We start from the raw sequence: 19101 nt of genomic DNA on the forward strand, positions 1-19101 counted from the left end.
GGTGATGCGGTGGGTGTGGTGTTGCCGAAGGGTGTTGGTCAGGTGGTGGCGGTGTTGGGGGTGTTGGCTGCTGGTGGGGTGTATGTGCCGGTGGGGGTGGATCAGCCGGTGGCGCGGCGGGAGCGGATTCTGTCGCGGGCTGGTGTGGGTCATGTGTTGAGTGAGGTGTTGGTGGGGGAGCGGCTTTCTGGTCCGGTGGTGGTGGATCCGGATATGTCGGCTTATGTGATTTTCACGTCGGGGTCGACGGGTGAGCCGAAGGGTGTGGAGGTCTCGCATCGGGCGGCGTTGAACACGGTGGTGGAGGTGAACGAGCGGTTCGCCGTGGGTGCCGAGGATCGGGTGCTGGCGGTGTCGGCGTTGGATTTCGACCTGTCGGTGTACGACATCTTCGGCCTGTTGTCGGCCGGCGGCGCCCTCGTCCTGCCCGAGGAGGGTGAGCGGCGGGACGCGCAGGCGTGGGCCCGGCTGTGCGAGAGCCACGGCGTGACCCTGTGGAACACGGTCCCGACCCTGCTCGACATGTTGCTCACGACGGTCGAGCGGGCGCCTTCCCGCCTTCGGCTGGCGTTGGTGTCGGGTGACTGGGTGGGGCTGGACCTTCAGGCGCGGTTGGCGGCGCAGAGCGGTGGGCGGTGCCGGTTGGTGGCGTTGGGGGGTGCGACGGAGGCGGCGATCTGGTCGAACGCTTTGGTGGTGGATCGGGTGCCGGCGCACTGGACGTCGATCCCGTACGGGTTCCCGCTGCGCAACCAGTGTTACCGGGTGGTGGACGGCCGGGGCCGTGACTGTCCGGACTGGGTGGCGGGGGAGTTGTGGATCGGTGGTGCGGGGGTCGCGGTCGGGTATCGGGGCGATCCGGAGGCCACGGCGGCCAAGTTCGTGGAGAGCGCGGGTGGTCGCTGGTACCGGACGGGGGACGTGGGCCGGTACTGGCCGGACGGCACGCTGGAGTTCCTGGGCCGGGCCGATCACCAGGTGAAGATCCGTGGGCATCGGATCGAGTTGGGCGAGGTGGAGGCCGCGCTGGAGGGGTTTCCCGGCGTGGGGCGTGCGGTGGCGGTCGCGGTGGGGGATCGGAGACAGCGCCGGTTGGCCGCGTTCGTCACCCCGGGTGGGGTCGACCAGGGCGAGCTGCGTTCGTTCCTGGCAGACCGGCTGCCGGCGTACGCCATCCCGCCGTCGATCACCGCGCTGGACGAGTTACCTCTGACGGCCAACGGCAAGATCGACCGATCCGCGCTCGCCACAGAACCCGAGCCACCGCAGGACGGCGACGACCCCCCACGCCCGGGCGTGGAGCAGCAGCTCGCCGACCTGTGGGCCGAACTGCTGGAGATCCCGCCACCAGGTCGCGGCCAGAGCTTCTTCGCCCTCGGCGGCGACTCGCTGCTCGCCACCCGCTTCGCCGAGATCGTACGCCGCAGGCTCGGTGCCGAGCTGTCCCTGCGCCGCTTCTTCACCACTCCCACCATCGCGGACTGCGCCGAGGCGATCGGCCTGACGACGGACGACACCGAAGAGGAGGGCGTGCTGTGACCCAGGCACCGCTCGCACCAGAGCCGACCGTACGAGACCTGATCGCCGACATGGAGGCGGCGGGAATCCGGCTGTGGGAGGACGGCGGGGGCCTGCGCTTCCGCGCCCCCAAGGGAGCGCTGACCGAGGAACGCCGCGCGGCGTTGCTCGGTGCCAAGCCCCAGATCCTCGCCCACCTGCGTCGCGAGGCCGAGGCCGAGACCGTGCGCCCCGACCCGGGACACCGCCTCGACCCCTTCCCCCTCACCGACGTGCAGCAGGCGTACCTGCTCGGCCGCAACGACGCCTTCGGCTACGGCGGCGTCGCCTGCCACGGTTACGTCGAGGTGGCCTTCCCCGAACTCGACCCCGAGCGGGTCCAGGCGGCGTGGCGCACGCTGGTCGAACGGCACGACATGCTTCGCGCCGTCATCCACCCCGACGGCCACCAGCAGGTGCTGGCCGAGGTGCCCGCCTACGAGGTGCGGGTGAGCGACCTGCGCGGCACCGACCCGGAGGAACGGCTGGCCGCCATCCGCGACGAGATGGCGCACACCCTCTACCCGGCGGGCAGCTGGCCCCTGTTCGAGTTGCGGGTCTCGCTCACCGACCGCGGCGCGCTCCTGCACGCCTCGATCGACCTGCTCATCGCCGACTACGTCAGCATCCAGCTGCTGCTGGCCGAGTTGCACCGCCTGCACGAGGACCCGGGCGCCGACCTGCCGCCCGTCCCCGTCGGCTTCCGCGACTGCGTGCTGGCCCTGCGCGCCCAGCGCGAGAGCGGCCGGTACGACCGCGACCGCGCCTACTGGTGGGCCCGCGTCGACGACCTGCCCCCGGCGCCCGAGCTGCCCGCGCTCGACCAGCAGGCGGAGGCGAGGTTCCAGCGCTGGGAGAGCCGGGTGGAGCCGGAGCGGTGGGCCGGGCTGCGCGCCAGGGCGTCGGCGGCGGGCACCACGCCGTCGCAGGCCGTGCTGGCCGCCTACGCCGAGGTCATCGGGCGGTGGAGCCGCAGGCCCGCCTTCACGCTCAACCTGACGCTGCTCGACCGCCCGCCCCTGCACCCGTCGATCGACCAGGTGGTGGGCGACTTCACGACGCTCAACCTGCTCGCCGTCGACACCACGCCCGACCGGCCGTTCGGCGACCGTGCCCGCGCCATCGGCGAGCAGCTGTTCGCCGACATGGAGCACCGCCGCTGCGGCGGCATCGAGGTCATGCGCGAGCTGGCCAGGAGGCGGGGGCGCGACGCCGCGCTGATGCCGGTGGTGTTCACCAGCGCCATTGGCCTCGGCCAGGACGAGGCCGAGCACGGCAGCCCCGAGTACGGCATCAGCCAGACGCCCCAGGTGTGGATCGACTGCCAGGTCAAGGAGCACCGCGGCGCGCTGCTCGTCAACTGGGACGTGCGCGCGGGCGTCTTCCCCGACGGGCTCGTGGACGACATGTTCGCCGCCTTCACCGCGCTCCTCGACGATCTGGCGGCGGAGGAGACGTGGGCCTCCATGTCGCCCGTCGGCCTGCCCGCCGCCCAGGCCCGCTGCCGCGCCGAGGCCAACGCCACCGCCGCGCCGCTCCCCGACGGGCTGCTGCACGACCAGGTGGTGGCCCAGGCCCGCCGCACACCCGGCCGCACCGCCGTCGTCACCCCCCAGGGCTCGCTGACGTACGGCGACCTGCTCGCCCGCGCGACGGCCGTGGCCCGCACGCTCCGCGCGGCCGGCCACGAACCCGGGCAGATCGTGGCCGTCGTCATGGACAAGGGCGCCGAGCAGGTCGTGGCCGTGCTCGGCACCCTCATGGCCGGCGGCGCGTACCTGCCCGTCGACACCGGCCAGCCGCCCGCCAGGCGCGACCGCATCCTCGCCGACGCCTCCGCCCGCCTGGTGCTCACCCAGTCATGGCGCGCGCAGGACGGCTGGATCCCCGTGGACACCCTGCCGGCCACCGGTACGGCGCCGCCCGAGGTCCCGCGGCGGCCCGGCGACCTCGCGTACGTCATCTACACCTCCGGCTCCACCGGCGTGCCCAAAGGCGTGATGATCAGCCACCAGGCCGCCCGCAACACCATCGACGACATCAACGCCCGCTTCGGCGTCGGCCAGGACGACCGCGTGCTCGGCCTCGCCAACCTCGGCTTCGATCTGTCCGTCTACGACGTCTTCGGGCCGCTCGCCACCGGCGGCGCGCTGGTGCTGCCCGACCCGGCGCGCAGAGGGGACCCCGCCCACTGGGCCGATCTCGCCGCCCGGCACGAGGTCACCCTGTGGAACTCCGTGCCCGCGCAGCTCCAGATGCTCCAGCACTACCTGGACGCCGAGCCCACGGCCGGGCTGCCCGCGCTGCGGCTGGCCATGGTGTCCGGCGACTGGGTGCCCGTCGCGCTGCCCGGCCAGATCCGCCGCCTCCTGCCCGGCCTCGACGTGATCAGCCTGGGCGGCGCCACCGAGGCCGCCATCTGGTCCATCCACCACCCCATCGGCGACCCGCTGCCCGGCTGGGTGAGCGTCCCGTACGGCAGGCCGCTGGCCAACCAGACCTTCCACGTGCTCGACTCCCGCATGCGGCCCAGCCCCGACTGGGTGCCGGGAGAGCTGTACATCGGCGGCGCGGGCGTGGCCATGGGCTACCTCGGCGACGAGGCCAGGACGGCCGAACGGTTCGTCCGCCACGCGGGCGAACGTCTCTACCGCACCGGCGACCTGGGCCGCTACCGACCCGACGGCACCATCGAGTTCCTCGGCAGGGAGGACTCCCAGGTCAAGATCCGCGGTCACCGCATCGAGCTGGCCGAGGTGGAGACCGCGCTGCAGGCGCACCCGGCGGTCGCCGCCGGCACCGTGATCGTCGATGGCGACCGGGCGCTCGAACGCCGTCTCGTCGGCTTCGCGCAGGCCGTACGGAAGGAAGAGGACGGCGGCGACGAGCCCGGCGTCGCCGCCGCGGCCGAGGCGGCAGCCCACGCCGCACTCGACGGCGTCGACCTGGAGCGCGTGGTGGCGGTCGCCGAGACGCTCGACGAGATCGCGCTCACCTCGATGGCGGGGGCGTTGCGCGCGGCCGGGCTGTTCGCCGGCGACGCCGTACACGACCTGGCGGAGATCCTGGAGACCGCCCGGGTCGCGCCCGGCCACCACCGGCTGGTCCGGCGCTGGCTCGCCGCGCTGCACGAGCGCGGCCGCATCCGCCGCGACGACGACGGCCGCTACCACGACCTGCGCGAACCCGCCGCGCTCGAACCGCTGTGGCGCCGCGTCGAAACCCTCGCGGAAGGGCTCGACTACGGCGCCGAGCTCATCGGGTTCCTACGCGTCAGCACCACGCACCTGCCCGAGCTGATGCGCGGCGAGCTCGACGCCCGCGAACTGCTGTTCCCCGAAGGCGAGATGGAGACCGCCGAGGGCGCCTACAAGGACAACGTGCTCAGCAGGTACGTCAACCGCATCGTGCGCGCCGTCATCGGCCGCGTCGCCGAGCGGCACACGGGCGGGCCGCTGCGGGTCCTCGAAGCCGGGGCGGGCGTCGGCGGCACCAGCGCCGAACTCATCCCCGAACTCGCCGGGCATTACGTCGAATACCTCTTCACCGACCTGTCGCGGTTCTTCCTCGGCCAGGCCGCCGAACGCTTCGCCGAGCACCCATGGGTGCGCTACGGCCTGTTCGACATCAACGCCGACTACCGCGCCCAGGGGTACGAGCCCAACTCCTTCGACGTCATCCTCTGCGCCAACGTGCTGCACAACTCGCACGACGCCGCCGCCGTGCTCGCCAGGTTCCGCGAGCTGCTGGCGCCGGGCGGATGGCTGGTGTTCATCGAGACGACCCGCGAGCACGTGCAGATCATGAGCTCGATGGAGTTCCTGATGAACCCGCACGACTACGCCGACGTACGGCAGGGCCGCGACCGCACGTTCGTCGCCCGCGAGGAGTGGCTCGACCTGCTCGCCGCGGCCGGCGCCACCACCATGGCCTGCCTACCGGGCCCCGGCGATGCGCTGGCGTCGCTGGGGCAGTGCGTGTTCGCCGCCCGCTTCCCCGCCGACCGGGAGCACATCGACCTCGCGGACCTGCGGGCGTTCCTCGGTGAGCGGCTGCCCGACTACATGATCCCGTCGCACGTGCAGGTGGTCGACGAACTGCCGCTCACGGACAACGGCAAGATCGACAGGGCGGGGCTGCGGTCCCTGCTGCCCCGTACGGCCGGTGAGAGCACACCGGCGGGTGAGGAGCCGCGCGACGACCTCGAACGGCGGCTCGCCGCCCTCTGGGCCGAACTCCTCGGCCTCCAGCAGGTCGGCAGGGACCAGGACTTCTTCGCGCTCGGCGGCGACTCCCTGCTGGTCACCCGCCTGGCCGGCCGCGTACGCGAGGAACTGCCGGAAGCGCACAACTTCTACTGGGACAGCCTCGTCCGCCAGCTCGTCAACCAGCCCACCGTCGCCGCGCTCGCCGCCCACCTCCGCCAGGCCCGCGACGACCGCGACCGCGGCCTGTCGAGGACGCAGGTCAGCCCGCTCGTCCGCCTGGCCGGCGGGCAGGGCCCGGTGCGGGTGCTGCTCCACGACGGCACCGGCACCCTCACCCCCTACCGGGCGCTCACCCCCGAGCTGTCCGGCGGGCCCCTGCTCGGCCTCGTGATCAACGACGCCGGACACTACTTGGAGCTCGACCCCGCCGCAGCCGTGGAGTCGCTGGCCGGAGCGTACGCGCAGGTGCTGCTCAAGGAGGACGCACCCGCCTACCACATCGTCGGCTACTGCATGGGCGGGCTGATCGCCACCGAGGTCGCCCGGCGGCTCACCGAGGCCGGCGCCACCGTCGACGAGCTCACCGTCATCAGCAGCTCCCGCTTCCCCTACCGGATCAGCGACCGGCTCATGCTCGAGTACGGCTTCGCCCAGGCGTGCGGGCTCGACCCCGCCACGCTCGGCTACCCCAGGGAGGACCTGGACCGCGCCCTGCGGGCCGTGCTGGACACCTCGCCAGGACACGTCGGCGAGGGCGCCATCGCGGCGCTCGCCTCCTCCGCCGACCCCGGCCTCGCCGCGATCGGCAGCCGCTTCGCCGCGCTGTCCGCCACTCCGCCCGCCGACCGCCTCGCCGCCGTCGCCCGCGGCCTCGACCACCCGCCCGAGCGCGTCGACCTCGCCTACCGGGTCTTCAGGCAGAGCTTCACCGCCGTCACCCACTACGACCCCGAGCCGTACGCGGGCGACATCACCTTCCTGCGCCAGAGCGGCGTCACCAACCTCGTACCGACCCTCCAGGACGACATGACGGAGTTCTGGCAGGACCTCTGCCTCGGACGGCTCGTCGTGCGCGACGTCGAGGGCGACCACTTCACCTGCCTCGACCAGGGCCACGCCGCCGGAGTCGCCCAACTGATCACCGGGGGGACGCCGTGATCGGCGTGCTCGGCGGCTACGGCACGGTCGGCGCCACCACCGCCCTCCTCCTCACCGGCCGCGCCGGGAACGTGCGGATAGGCGGGCGCGACGGCGCGGCGGCGCGGAAGTTCGTCGCCGACGCGCTGGACGGCGACGGCGAGGCGTGGCAGGTGGACGCCTTCGACCCGGACGGGCTCGCCCGCTTCTGCCGGGGCTGCCGGATCGTCGTCAACTGCGCGGGACCGTCGTACCTGCTGCGGGACCGGGTGGCACGGGCCGCCTTCGCCGCGGGGGCGGACTACGTGGACGCCGCGGGCGACGCCGCGGCGCTGTCGGCCACGGGGGGCCGTACCGGGGTGATCTCCGCCGGGATGCTCCCCGGCCTCACCGGCCTGCTGCCCCGTCACCTCGCCGCGCTCGCTTCCCCGCACGGCGGCCCGGCGGAAAGGCTCGACGTCTACACCGGAGGGCTGGACCGGCTCACTCCGGCGGCGGCGGGGGACTTCCTGCTCGCCGGTCAGGAGGAGCAGGGCGCGGCGCTGGCCGGGTGGCGGGACGGCGGCAAGGTCGCGCGTGCCCTCACCCCCGCCCACGACGTCGAGCTGCCCTACTTCCCCGGACCCGTCACCGCCTACCCCTACCTGAGCGTCGAGGCGGAACGGGTCGCCGCCGAGCTCGGGCTGGCCGAGGCCCGCTGGTACAACGTCATGACCGGCGACAGGGTCCTCGCCGGCGCGAGCACCGCGACGTCGGCCGCCGAGCTGGCCCGGATCGCCGAGCTCGAACTGGCGGGGCGCACACCGTACTATGTGCTGCTTTTTCAGTTGACCGGTGCGCACGGCACGAGCACCCTGGTCGTACGCACCGCGGACTCGTACGCGCTGACCGCCGCCGTCACCGCGCACGCCGCGCGGGCCGTGCTGGCGGGCGACGTACCGGCCGGGCTGCACCACGCCGACGCCGTGCTCGACCCGGTCAGGGTGCTGGCGGACCTGGAGGGCGTGGCGACGGCGGAGATCACGGACGCGGTCGCCCCCATCGACCTGGCCGCGCCGGCGTTCGAGGAGGGCGCGCTGTGAAACGAGTCGTGGTGTGCGGGACGAAGTTCGGCCAGATCTACCTGTCGGCCATGCGCGACGGCCCCTTCGAACTCACCGGCATCCTGGCCCGCGGCAGCGACAGGTCCGCCGCGTACGCCAGGGAGCACGGCGTCCCGCTGGTCACCGACCCCGACCGGGTGCCGCGGCTCGCGGACCTGGCCTGCGTGGTCGTACGGTCGGGCGTCGTCGGCGGCGAGGGCAGCGAGCTGGCCGCGGCTCTGCTGTCCCGGGGCGTGCACGTGCTCCAGGAACACCCCGTCCACGCCGACGAGCTGGCCCGCACCCTGCGCACGGCCAGGGCCGCGTCCGCGGTGCACCACGTCAACACCCTCTACGTGCACCTGGACCCCGTGCGCCGATTCATCGACGCCGCCCGCCGCCTGCGCGAGCTCCAGCAGCCGCTCTACGTCGACGCCGCCTGCAGCGTGCACGTGGCCTACGCCCTGTTCGACATCCTCGGCCAGGCCATGGGAGGCCTGCGCCCCTGGACGTTCACCGCCACGGCCCCCGGCACGCCCTTCTCCTGCGTCACGGGTACGGTCGGAGGAGTGCCCCTCACCCTCCGGGTGCAGAACCAGATCGCGCCCAACGACCCCGACGCCCACCTCCACCTGCTGCACCGCATCACGGTGGGCACGGAGGGCGGCAACCTGACCCTGGTCAACACGCACGGCCCGGTCGTGTGGACCCCGCGGATGTACGTCGGGCGCGACGCCGACGACCGCTTCGACACCGGAGCCGAGCACCTGAGCCTGCCGAGCGCCACCACGATCGGGCCGGCGCAGGCGCCGACGTTCGCCGACATCGTCACCAGGCTCTGGCCCGACGGCGTGCGCCGTGCGCTGACCGGGCTGCGCGAGGCCGCCGAGGACGGCCGCGACCCGCTGCGCCAGGGCCAGTACCACCTGACGCTCAGCCGCCTGTGGCAGGACGCCACCGCGGCGATCGGCCGGCCCGAGCTGCTGGTCCAGACGGCACCCCGACCCCTGTCCGCGACGGAGTTCGCATGAACTGGTTCCACTGCTACCAGCCCAGGCCGTACGCGTCGTTACGGCTGTTCTGCTTCCCCCACGCCGGCGGCTCGGCGAGCTTCTACCGAGGCTGGCACGCGGCGGCGCCGCACTCCGTCGAGGTGCGAGCCGTGCAGTATCCGGGGCGGGGCGACCGCCGCGCCGACCCGTTCGTCGACGACGCATACCACCTGGCCGAGCGCGTCGCCGACGCGATGGCCCCGCTGCTCGACCGGCCGGTCGCGCTGTTCGGGCACAGCATGGGAGCGCTGATCGCGTACGAGGTGGCGCGCACGCTGGAGGCCAGGGGCCGCGGCGTGACACACCTGTACGCCTCCGGTCGGCACCCCCCTCACGAGCACCGCCACAGTGACACGCACGCGGGCTCCGACGACGAGCTGATCGGCGAGATCGTCGGCCTCGGCGGCGTCGAGCCCGAGCTGATGGCCGACCCCGACATCCGCGAGCTGGCGTTGCCCGCCATCCGCAACGACTACCGGCTCGACGAGACCTACCGGCATCGCCCCGGAGGCGTGCTCGCCTGCCCCGTCACCGCCCTGCTCGGCGACGACGACCCCGAGGTCACCGCCGAGCAGGCGGCGCGGTGGGGCGAGCTGACCAGGGCCGGCTGCACCGTTCGCGTGCTCGGCGGCGACCACTTCTACCTCGTGCCACGCCAGGACGACGTGATCGCGGAGTTGCCGCGCGCGGTCACGTCGGCCTGGGCGTCCCTGACCCCCTAGGAAGGACAAGATGGACCAAGAGCTGATGCGCATCCTCACCGGAGGATGGGTGGCGCAGGCGACCTTCGTCGCCGTCCGGCTCGGGGTCGTGGACGCCCTCGACGGGCGCCGCCTGACCCCCGCGGAGGTCGCCGCCGAGGTCGGCGCGCATCCCGGGGCCATGCACCGCCTGCTCCGCCTGCTGGAAGGGGTGGGACTGGCCGACAGCGGCGACGACGGCGCGTACGGGCTGACCCCGATGGGGGCGCGGCTGCGCCGCGACGACCTGGGCCCGCTCGCCGCCCTCTACGGCGAGGACTCCTTCGCCGCCGCATGGAACGGCCTGGGCCAGGCCGTACGCACCGGCGAGTCGGCGTTCGAACACGTCCACGGCGAGCCCATCTTCGCGCACCTGGCCGCCGATCCCGCCAAGGCGTCGGTGTTCAACGCGGGCATGGCGGCGGGCGCGTCCTTCTTCCGCGGAGTGCCCGAGGCGTACGACTTCTCCGGGCCGCGCCGCGTGGTCGACCTCGCCGGCGGCACGGGCGCGCTGCTGGGCACGGTCCTGCGGAGCAATCCCGAGGCCACAGGCGTGCTGTTCGACCTGCCCGAGGTGGTCGCCGCCGCGCCGGAGCACCTGGCGCGGATGGGCGTGCTGGACAGGTGCGAGCTGACCGGGGGCGACCTGTTCTCGTGCGTCCCCGAGGGAGGCGACGTCTACGTGCTCTCGCGCATTCTGCACGACTGGGACGACGAACGCTGCGCCGCCCTGCTGGGCAACTGCGCCAAGGCGATGGAGCCCGGCGCCGAGCTGCTGATCATCGAGCGCGTCGTCGGCCGCGGCTCGTACGTGCCGCTCGCCTTCGACCTGCACATGATGGTGATGACGGGAGGGCGGGAGCGCACCGAGGAGGAGTATCGCGCGCTGCTGGAGGACGCGGACCTGACCCCCGGCCGGCTGATCGACCTGCCGCTCGGGATGCGGATGCTCACCGCGACCCGCTGAGAACCCGCCACGACGAGAACGCACGAAAGGCGCCGGGCTCCCCGTTGAGCCCGGCGCCTTGGCACGTCCCCCGACGTTCAGCTCATCACGAGCTCGCCCGCTCGCTCCCGGATCACCTCGACGGTGCCGGCGCTCCCGTCGACGCGGATCCGGTCGCCGTCCCGCAGCAGCATGGTGGCGTTCCTGGTGCCGACGACGGCGGGGATGCCCAGCTCACGCGCGACGATCGCGGCGTGCGACAGCGGCGCCCCGACGTCGGTGACCACCGCGGCGGCACGCGGGAAGAGCAGCGTCCAGCCCACGTTCGTCACGGTCGTCACGAGGATCTCGCCCTCGCCCAGCCGGTCGCCGTCCGCCACGGAAGTGAGCACCCGGGCGGTGCCCTCGACCACGCCGGACGCGCCGGGGAACCCGCTGATGCTCTGCGACGGGGGCACCACCGTGGCGGCGGCGTCGAACACGTCGCCGCGGCGGCCCGGATCGGCGGCCCACCGCTCCGGCTCGAACCGGCCGCGGATGATGCCGGGGTAGGGCGGCAGCGACCGGTACAGCTCGTACGCCGCCCGCCGTCCCGCCACCCGCGTCAGCGGCCGGCCGGAGCCGCGCAGCACGTCGATGATCTCGTCCATGGTCAGGAAGAACAGGTCGTCGCCGTGCCCGGTCACCTCGCCGGCCCGCACCACGAAGTCGCGCACCATCCAGAAGCCCCGCATCATCTCCGACCGGGTCTCCTCACGGGAGCGCACGATGGCCTCCCAGCGGTCGATCCTGCGCCGGAACTTCTCGGCCTTCCTCGGATGGCGTTCGCGGAAACGCCGCCAGGCGGCCTCGCTCGCCTCGATCTGGCGGTCGAGCAGTTCGGACGGGTCGACGGTGAGCCCGGCGAGCTGGTCGTCGAGCCACGCCGGGTCCTCCACGGGCCGGGCCACCGAGATCTCGAACTCGTCGGGGCAACGGTGGCCGTACGCGCGGACGTATTCGTCGCGGGTCATCTCGCCCCGCTTGAGCCGGGCCAGCCCGAGCAGCGGGCCGAGGCTCTCCAGCCGGCCCTCTCCCGACTGGATGCCGGACATCAGCACGGTCGCGTCGGCCTCACCGACCAGCTCGGCCAGCTGGGCGCCGAGGTAGATGAGCGAGCCGGCGTCCTGGCGGGCCGCGGCGGCGAGCATGCGGTTGCACTGGGTGAATCTCGGTTCGACGTCGCTCTCCCACAGCGCGGCCAGGTCGTCACTGACGGCGATCGCGGCGCGGATCTCCTCCGTACGCCGCTCCGCGTCCGCGATGTAGGCCGGGATGTGCTCCACGAGCTTCTGGATCTCGCGGCGTCCGCCCAGCATGGGCCTGGCCGCCCTGAGGGTCTGCCAGCGCGTCATCGGCAGCAGCGGCGTCTCGACACCTTCCGGCACCCTGCCGTAGATCGGCTCCTGGGTGGCCTCGATCTTCTTGGTGATGCCGAGGGCCTTGCCGAGCGAGGCGTTCACGCTCATGTTCATGTAGACGCGGCCGCCGATGTTGCCGCACATCGGGTGGCCGCCGAGGTCGCCGGTGACCATGATCTCGGCGATGAACGCCTGCACGAGCGACCAGGTGCACGGCGTCATGACGCTGGGGATGGCCTCGCCCAGGTTGCCGTTGCTCCACAGGTAGTCGCCCTTGAGCGAGTCGTTCCACTCCTCGCGCGTGCCGGTGATCGGCCGCGCCTGGAGGATGTGGGGGCGCCCGTCGTGCAGCGCCCATTCGACGTCCATCGGGCGGTCGTAGAGCTCCTCGATCGTCATCCCCAGCTCGGCCAGCTGCTCGGCCTGGGCCCAGGTGAGCACGGGCTCGTCGCGCAGCCCCGGCGGGACGGGGTCCTCGCGGGTGCCTTCGGGCGTGCGCACGGTCATGACGGTCTTGGAGGCGATCGTCTCGTCGACGACGGTGCGCCCGGCCCGGTCGAGCGTGATCGTGTCGGGCGTCACCAGGCCGCCGACGACCGCCTCGCCCAGGCCCCAGGCGGCGTTGATGGTCAGCCGGTCGCGGTCCTCGGTGAACAGCACCCCGGCGGCGTCGGCCGGTACGAGCTCCTGCACGACGACGGCGATGGCCACCTCGTCGCGCGCGATGCCGTGGCGGTCGCGGTAGGCGATGGCCCGGTCGGTCCACAGGGAGGCCCAGCAACGTCTGACCGCGTCGAGGAGTTGCGTTGAGCCGCGGATGTTGAGATAGCTGTCCTGCTGGCCGGCGAACGACATGCCCGGCAGGTCCTCAGCGGTCGCCGACGACCGCACCGCTACTGCCGGCTCGTCACCCAGCTCGGCATACGCGGCCAGGATGTCGCCGGCGATCTCCGGCGGCAGCTCGCGGGCCGCGAACAGCGCCTGGATCTGCTCGGCGTCGCCGGTGAGCACGGCGTCGCGCAGGCCGTGGCCGGTCACGAACGCGCGGTAGGCGCCGGTGGTGACGTGGAAGCCCGCCGGCACCGGCAGGCCCGCCCTGGCGAGGCGGGCGAGCGATGCGCCTTTTCCACCGACGATGTCGAGTTCGGCCTTCGGATCAGCCAGGGCAAGCGTGTTCATACGCGATCTCCATTCCGATTCGGCGGCAGGCCGAAGACACAAGTCAGGGAAAGGAAAACCCGAAGGTCAGGCTCTGACCCGTTACCTGACTCATCGCTGAGAAAAGGGAAAAGAGGGAACGGCCGCCTCTTCAACGGTACGAAATGACCGGTGGGCGGCCCACCCCTAGGCGCCCTTAATCAGCCGTCGGCACCGGGCCTGAGCAGGCCGGTCTCATAGGCGGCGGCGACGGCGGCGGCGCGGTCGTTCACCTCGAGCTTGGCGAAGATGTGCAGCAGGTGCGTCTTCACGGTGGCCTCGGTGATGAACAACTTCCTGGCGACGTCGCGGTTGGTCGCGCCCCGGGAGATGAGCGATAGGACCTCGAGCTCGCGGCGGCTGAGCATCTGCTGCTGCGGCGCGCGGATCTTCTGCGTCAGCACGCCCGCCACCGACGGCGACAACACCGTCTCGCCGCGCGCCGCGGCCTGCACCGCGCTGCGCAGCTCGGCGCGCGGGGTGTCCTTGAGCAGATAGCCGGTCGCGCCCTCCTCGATGGCGGGCAGCACGTCCACGTCGTTGTCGAACGTGGTCAGCACGAGCACGCGGACGCCGGGCGACTGCTCACGCAGCCGGCGGATGAGCTCGGCGCCGTTCATCTTCGGCATGCGCAGGTCGGTGAGCACGACGTCGGGGTTGGTGCGCTGGACCACCGCCAGCGCCTCGAAACCGTCGCCCGCCTCGCCGACGACCTCGAACTCGTCGTCGGTGAAGATCCCCCGCAGTCCGTCGCGGACGACCGGATGGTCGTCCACGATGATCAGGCGAATCGGCATGGGTCACCCGGCGTCTCTGAGGCGGTCGGACGGTCCGGACACGGCGTCGGCGGGGATGGCCGGCACGGTCGCCGAGATGCCGGTGCCCTCGCCGGGCGCAGACTCGATCTCGAAGTCGCCGGCCAGCCTGGTCACGCGCTGGCGCATCGCGATGAGCCCGAAGCCGCCTGCCTCGGAGGCGGGCGCGTTTGAGGAGATGTCGGCCGGCCCGGGGACGAATCCGGCTCCGTCGTCGCGTACATCCAGCACCACGACATCTTCCATGTACGACAGGGTGAGAGCAACTCGTCCGGCCGAAGCGTGCTTGGCGACATTGGCCAGCGCCTCCTGCGCCACCCGCAGCAGCGTGATCTCCACCTCGGCGTGCAGCGGCCGGGCGTCGCCGTTGACCGACAGGGAGGCGGTCACGCCGGTCGTCTCCGACCACCTGTCGGCGACGTCCCGCACGGCGGCGGGCAACTGCGATCCGGCCAGCGGCGCCGGGCGCAACGCCTGCACGGATCTGCGGGCCTCGTTGAGGTTCTCCCTGGCCAGCGTGCGTACGGTGTCGAGGCGGGCGAGCGCGGCCGGCGTGTCGTCGATCGCCTCCTCGGCGGCCTCGATCTGCGTGACGATGGCGGTCAGCCCCTGCGCGATCGTGTCGTGGATCTCCCTGGCCATGCGCTGCCGCTCGCCCAGCACCCCCGCCTCGCGGGCCTGCGTCAGCAGCCGGGCCTGCAGGCTCGCGTTCTCCTCCGCGAGCGCGGCCAGCTTGGCGCCGGTCTCCCGCAACTGCTCGATCATCACCTTGCGGCTCTCGTTCTGGTCGGAGATGGTCTGGATGACCAGTCCGATCGCCGAGGCGATCAACGCCGCGATCAGGAAGGAGAACAACATCTCGCCGGGGCTGCGCCCGGCCTCCGGCCGCATGGAGACCAGCACGCCGGCCGTCGCGGCCACCCCTCCGTAGGCCCACCACCGGGGCAGCAGCCTGAACGACTGGATGAACGCCGCCGGGCCGGTCACCGTGAACACCGAGTCGATGCTGACCAGCGCCCCGATGGCGGCGAGCAGGATGACGAAGTAGACGACCGCCACCACCGGGTGCCTGGTCCATTCGGGGTGCACGCCGATCAGGAACCAGTGCCAGGCCATCGCGAACGACGCCAGCACCAGCGTCTCCAGCCGCCAGTTCTGCGCGAGCGAGAAGCCGGCGGGCAGCAGGATGAACAGGTAGGGCAGCGCGGGCCACACCCGGTCCCAACGCGAAAGGCCGGGTCCGGTGGAGGTGACCACCGATCCCGACCCTTCACGGCGGGCGCTGCTTACCACCGGAACGCCTTGACCGCGACACCCGCGGTGACCAGGCAGATGCCCACCATGACCAGCATCGCCACGGGAGAGGCGGCGTGGCCCTCCCAGCCGTTGCGGATCGTCTGCACGGCAGGCGCCATGGGCAGCATGTCGCCGATGGCCCGCATCGAGCCGCTCATCGACTCGCGGGGGATCACGGCGCCGGAGATGAACACCATCGGGAAGAACACGCTCAGCCCGAGCACGGTCGCGGTGCGGCCGGAAGGGACGACGGCGCCGAGCAGGAAGCCGATGCCGCTGAGGCTCAGCGCGCCGAGGACCCACGCCAGGACCACGATGCCCGGGTTGGCCGGGGCTGACAGGTCGTAGCCGATGGCGCCGATGGCGATGAGCAGCGCCGTGCCGAGAAGGGCCATCAGCATGTGGGCGATCCACTGGGCGCCGAACAGCATGCCGGGGGAGGCGGGGGTGGCGAGCAGCCGCTTCAGCACCCGGCGCTCACGGTACTGCGCCAGCGTGGCCGGCAGGATGACCAGCGTGGCCAGCCCGATGACGAAGATGCTCAGCATCGGCACGTTGGCGTCGACCGACGGCAGTCCGCCGGGAAGGGGCTTGCCGCTGCGCAGCTTGACCCAGATCATGATCGTGGGGAAGGCCAGCGCGAAGAACGCCGACATCGGATCCCTGATGATCAGCTTGAGCTCGACCGCGACGACCTGCGTGATGCCTTTCATGCCGCCTGCCCTCCCGTCAGCGCGAAGTACGCGTCCTCGAGTGATTCGGTACGGCCCTGGGTGATCAGCTCACCCGGGGTGCCGTGGGTGATGACGCGGCCCTGGTCGATGATCGCCATGCGGTCGCACAGCGCCTGGGCCTCGTCCATGAAGTGGGTGACCAGCACGACGGTCACACCGCGGTCGCGCACCTCGCGGACCAGGCCCCACGTCATGCGGCGGGCGGACGGGTCGAGTCCGGTGGTCAGCTCGTCGAGGAAGACGACCTCCGGGTTGCCGACCAGGGCCAGCGCGATGAACAGGCGCTGCTTCCAGCCGCCCGACAGGCTCGCGAAACTGGAACGCTGCCGGTCGGCCAGCCCCCACTCGTCCATGAGCTTGCGCCAGTCGGCGGGCTTGTCGTAGAAGGACGCGTACATCTTCAGCGCCTCGCCCACCTTGAGCGCGTCAGGCAGCGCGGCCTCCTGGAGCTGCACGCCGATGCGGGGGAGCAGCTCGCGACGGTCACGCTGCGGGTCGAGGCCCAGCACCCGCAGGACGCCGCCGTCCCGCTCGCGCAGGCCCGACATGCACTCCACGGTGGTGGTCTTGCCGGCGCCGTTGGGGCCGGCGATGCCGAAGATCTCGCCCTGCTCGACCTGCAGGGATACATCAGTCAGAACGTGGCGGCCTTTGTAGCTTTTACTCATGCCCTCGATTTCGATGACTGTCATGTTTAAAGAATCATCGGGATCCGACGTGTGCGACATCCCCCGAACGGTTGATAGGGGGTCAGCCGCCCGATTCCGGGTGCGACCTGCGAATTGGCTTTCCGACCAGGTGAAACGCTGATTAGGGGTGTCGTACGCGTCGCTGATCCCCAACTCTGAATGCATGAGCGATACAGCGGTGCGCGTGCGTGAGCTGCGCAAGCGATACGGCGACGTGGTCGCCATCGACGGCGTTGACCTGGATATCGCCCGTGGCGAGGTGTTCGCGCTCCTCGGCCCCAACGGCGCAGGCAAGACGACCACTGTTGAGATCCTGGAAGGCCATCGCCGGCGAGACGCCGGCGAGGTCAGCGTGCTGGGGGAGGACCCCGGCGTGGCCGGCCGGGCCTGGCGTTCCCGCCTCGGGATGGTGCTGCAGTCGGCCACCGACGCGGCCGAGATGACCGTACGCGAGATGGTCCACCACTACGCACACTACTACCCGCGGCCCCGCGACCCCGAGCACGTGATCGAACTCGTCGGGCTCACCGGCAAGGCGGACGCCCGCACCCGCAACCTGTCCGGAGGCCAGCGGCGCAGGGTCGACGTGGCGCTGGGCGTGCTGGGCAACCCCGAACTGCTGTTCCTGGACGAGCCGACCACCGGTTTCGACCCCGAGGCCCGCCGCCAGTTCTGGAGCCTGATCTCCCGGCTGGCCGACGAGGGCACCACCATCCTGCTGACCACCCACTACCTGGACGAGGTCGAAGCGCTGGCCAACCGGGTCGGCGTCATCGTGCAGGGCAAGGTCGTGGCGCTGGGCGAGCCGTCCACGCTGGCAGGACGCTCGCAGGCCATGGCGACCGTCAGCTGGACCACCGCCGACGGCGACCACAGCGTGAAGACGGCGACGCCCACGCAGGTCGTCGCCGAGCTCAGCGGCCAGTTCGACGGGGAGATCCCCGAGCTGACCGTGACACGTCCGTCTCTCGAAGACGTCTACCTCGGCCTAATCGGAGATCACTCGTGACCACCACGTTGTCAAGACCACCGACACGGATGGCCGGCGCGGCCGCCGCGCCCCTGCCCAGCGCCGCCCGGCTGGCACTCAGGCGCGGTGCGCTGGAGCTCAAGAGCTTCTTCCGCACCAAGGGCCAGTTCATCGTCATCTTCTCGCTCCCGGCGATCATGCTGATGCTGCTCGGCGCGATGCAGTCGGGCAAGCCGGACTTCAACGGCGTCACCGGCGCCCAGATCCTCACCGCCGGCATGATCGGCGCCGGCATCATGGGCACCACCTTCCAGAACCTCGGCATCAACGTCGCCCTGGAGCGCCACGACGGGACGCTGAAGCGCCTGTACGGCATGCCGATGCCGCGGATCGCCTATTTCGGCGGCAAGGTCATCCAGGTCCTCGTGTGCATGGTCGCCGAGGTGGCCCTGCTCGTCGTGGTCGGGGTGGTGCTGTTCGACGTGGCCGTGCCCGGCACGCTCGACCGGTGGCTGACCCTCGCCTGGGTCCTCGCCCTCGGCGGCGTGGCCTGCACCCTCCTCGGCATCGCGGTCGGCAGCCTGCCGAAGTCGGCGCGCGGCGCGAACGCCATCATCACGCTGCCCTTCCTCATCGTGCAGTTCATCTCCGGCGTCTACATGCCCTTCTCCGACGTGCCCGCCTTCCTGCAGTTCATCGCGTCCCTTTTCCCGCTCAAGTGGATGACCCAGGGCATGCGCTCGGTGTTCCTGCCTGAGCACGCGGCGGCGCTGGAACCGGCCGGGTCGTGGCAGCTGCCCATGATCGCCCTCGTGCTCGCCGCCTGGTGCGTCGGCGGGCTGGTGTTGTGCATGAAGACGTTCCGCTGGACCGCCAAGGACAGCTGACCGGCGGGAGAAGTTTGCGCAGGACTTTGAGCCCGGAAGGAGGGGAGCACGGCGCACGCACAGGTCACGGTGACGGTGGCGGGTCCTTGAGGACGCCACCGTCATCCTCATGCCCGGCCACCTGAACCGCGGCGTGGCGTCCCGACCGGACGCGACGCCGCGTTCTGCTGCCCAACTCCCTGGAACGGTACGCCTCCCGCGACGTGCGCCCACCGCCCGCACCATACGGCCGGCGCAGCGTCGAGGACACGACGCCGCAGATCCGGGCCGGACGCCCGTGCACGCGCGACGCAGCGTGGAGCGCCGCACGTGGTGGGGCATCACCATGGCCTCCGCGCGGCGTGGTGCGGAGGGCGGGGGCAGCCGAAGGGGCCGGGGCGCCGCCATGGGC

Annotated in this window: 13 protein-coding genes; 8 read left to right on the forward strand and 5 right to left on the reverse strand. The window is 72.0% G+C overall.

Annotated elements, in window-relative coordinates:
• Nucleotides 1-9: 9 nt before the first annotated feature.
• Genes E1267_RS33555 through E1267_RS33580 form a run of 6 tightly spaced genes read left to right on the forward strand, consistent with a single transcriptional unit; the run spans nt 10 to nt 10743 of the window.
• Entirely contained in the window at nt 10-1539 is a 1530-nt protein-coding gene (locus E1267_RS33555) for an amino acid adenylation domain-containing protein (RefSeq protein ID WP_425465111.1), read from the forward strand.
• A complete protein-coding gene (locus E1267_RS33560; protein WP_246064422.1) occupies nt 1536-6923 on the forward strand; it encodes a non-ribosomal peptide synthetase in 5388 nt (1795 codons plus the stop codon). The genes E1267_RS33555 and E1267_RS33560 overlap by 4 nt, the downstream gene beginning before the upstream one ends.
• Nucleotides 6920-7984 carry a saccharopine dehydrogenase NADP-binding domain-containing protein gene (locus E1267_RS33565; protein WP_165959945.1) on the forward strand — a complete coding sequence of 355 codons (1065 nt, stop codon included), beginning with the start codon at nt 6920-6922 and terminating at the stop codon, nt 7982-7984. The genes E1267_RS33560 and E1267_RS33565 overlap by 4 nt, the downstream gene beginning before the upstream one ends.
• A complete protein-coding gene (locus E1267_RS33570) occupies nt 7981-9015 on the forward strand; it encodes a Gfo/Idh/MocA family oxidoreductase (protein ID WP_132338612.1) in 1035 nt (344 codons plus the stop codon). The genes E1267_RS33565 and E1267_RS33570 overlap by 4 nt, the downstream gene beginning before the upstream one ends.
• A complete protein-coding gene (locus E1267_RS33575) occupies nt 9012-9758 on the forward strand; it encodes a thioesterase II family protein (RefSeq protein WP_132338614.1) in 747 nt (248 codons plus the stop codon). The genes E1267_RS33570 and E1267_RS33575 overlap by 4 nt, the downstream gene beginning before the upstream one ends.
• 10 nt (nt 9759-9768) lie before the next feature.
• Nucleotides 9769-10743 (forward strand): methyltransferase, encoded by a 975-nt coding sequence (locus E1267_RS33580; protein ID WP_132338616.1) that lies wholly within the window; start codon nt 9769-9771, stop codon nt 10741-10743.
• Between the two features lie 77 nt (nt 10744-10820).
• On the opposite strand, the gene E1267_RS33585 is transcribed toward E1267_RS33580, so the two are convergent.
• The 5 genes from E1267_RS33585 to E1267_RS33605 form a co-directional block, all read right to left on the reverse strand.
• Nucleotides 10821-13301 (reverse strand): PEP/pyruvate-binding domain-containing protein, encoded by a 2481-nt coding sequence (locus tag E1267_RS33585; protein WP_132338618.1) that lies wholly within the window; start codon nt 13299-13301, stop codon nt 10821-10823.
• A gap of 179 nt (nt 13302-13480) precedes the next feature.
• Complete coding sequence (locus tag E1267_RS33590) at nt 13481-14116, reverse strand: response regulator (protein WP_132338620.1); 636 nt, start codon at nt 14114-14116, stop codon at nt 13481-13483.
• Nucleotides 14117-14119: 3 nt separating this feature from the next.
• Entirely contained in the window at nt 14120-15391 is a 1272-nt protein-coding gene (locus E1267_RS33595) for a sensor histidine kinase (RefSeq protein WP_246064423.1), read from the reverse strand.
• Nucleotides 15392-15420: 29 nt separating this feature from the next.
• Entirely contained in the window at nt 15421-16143 is a 723-nt protein-coding gene (locus tag E1267_RS33600; RefSeq protein WP_132338622.1) for an ABC transporter permease, read from the reverse strand.
• Nucleotides 16140-16856, reverse strand: coding sequence for an ABC transporter ATP-binding protein (locus E1267_RS33605; protein WP_132338625.1), 717 nt, complete (start codon nt 16854-16856; stop codon nt 16140-16142). The genes E1267_RS33600 and E1267_RS33605 overlap by 4 nt, the downstream gene beginning before the upstream one ends.
• A gap of 160 nt (nt 16857-17016) precedes the next feature.
• Between E1267_RS33605 and E1267_RS33610 the strand changes: the two genes are divergently transcribed.
• On the forward strand, nt 17017-17862 hold the full coding sequence (locus tag E1267_RS33610; protein ID WP_132338627.1) for an ABC transporter ATP-binding protein: 846 nt from the start codon (nt 17017-17019) through the stop codon (nt 17860-17862).
• Nucleotides 17859-18710 (forward strand): ABC transporter permease, encoded by an 852-nt coding sequence (locus E1267_RS33615; protein WP_246064424.1) that lies wholly within the window; start codon nt 17859-17861, stop codon nt 18708-18710. Before E1267_RS33610 ends, E1267_RS33615 begins: the two co-directional genes overlap by 4 nt.
• The last annotated feature ends 391 nt before the right edge of the window (nt 18711-19101 follow it).

The sequence above is a fragment of the Nonomuraea longispora genome, from assembly GCF_004348345.1.
Classification (GTDB): domain Bacteria; phylum Actinomycetota; class Actinomycetes; order Streptosporangiales; family Streptosporangiaceae; genus Nonomuraea; species Nonomuraea longispora.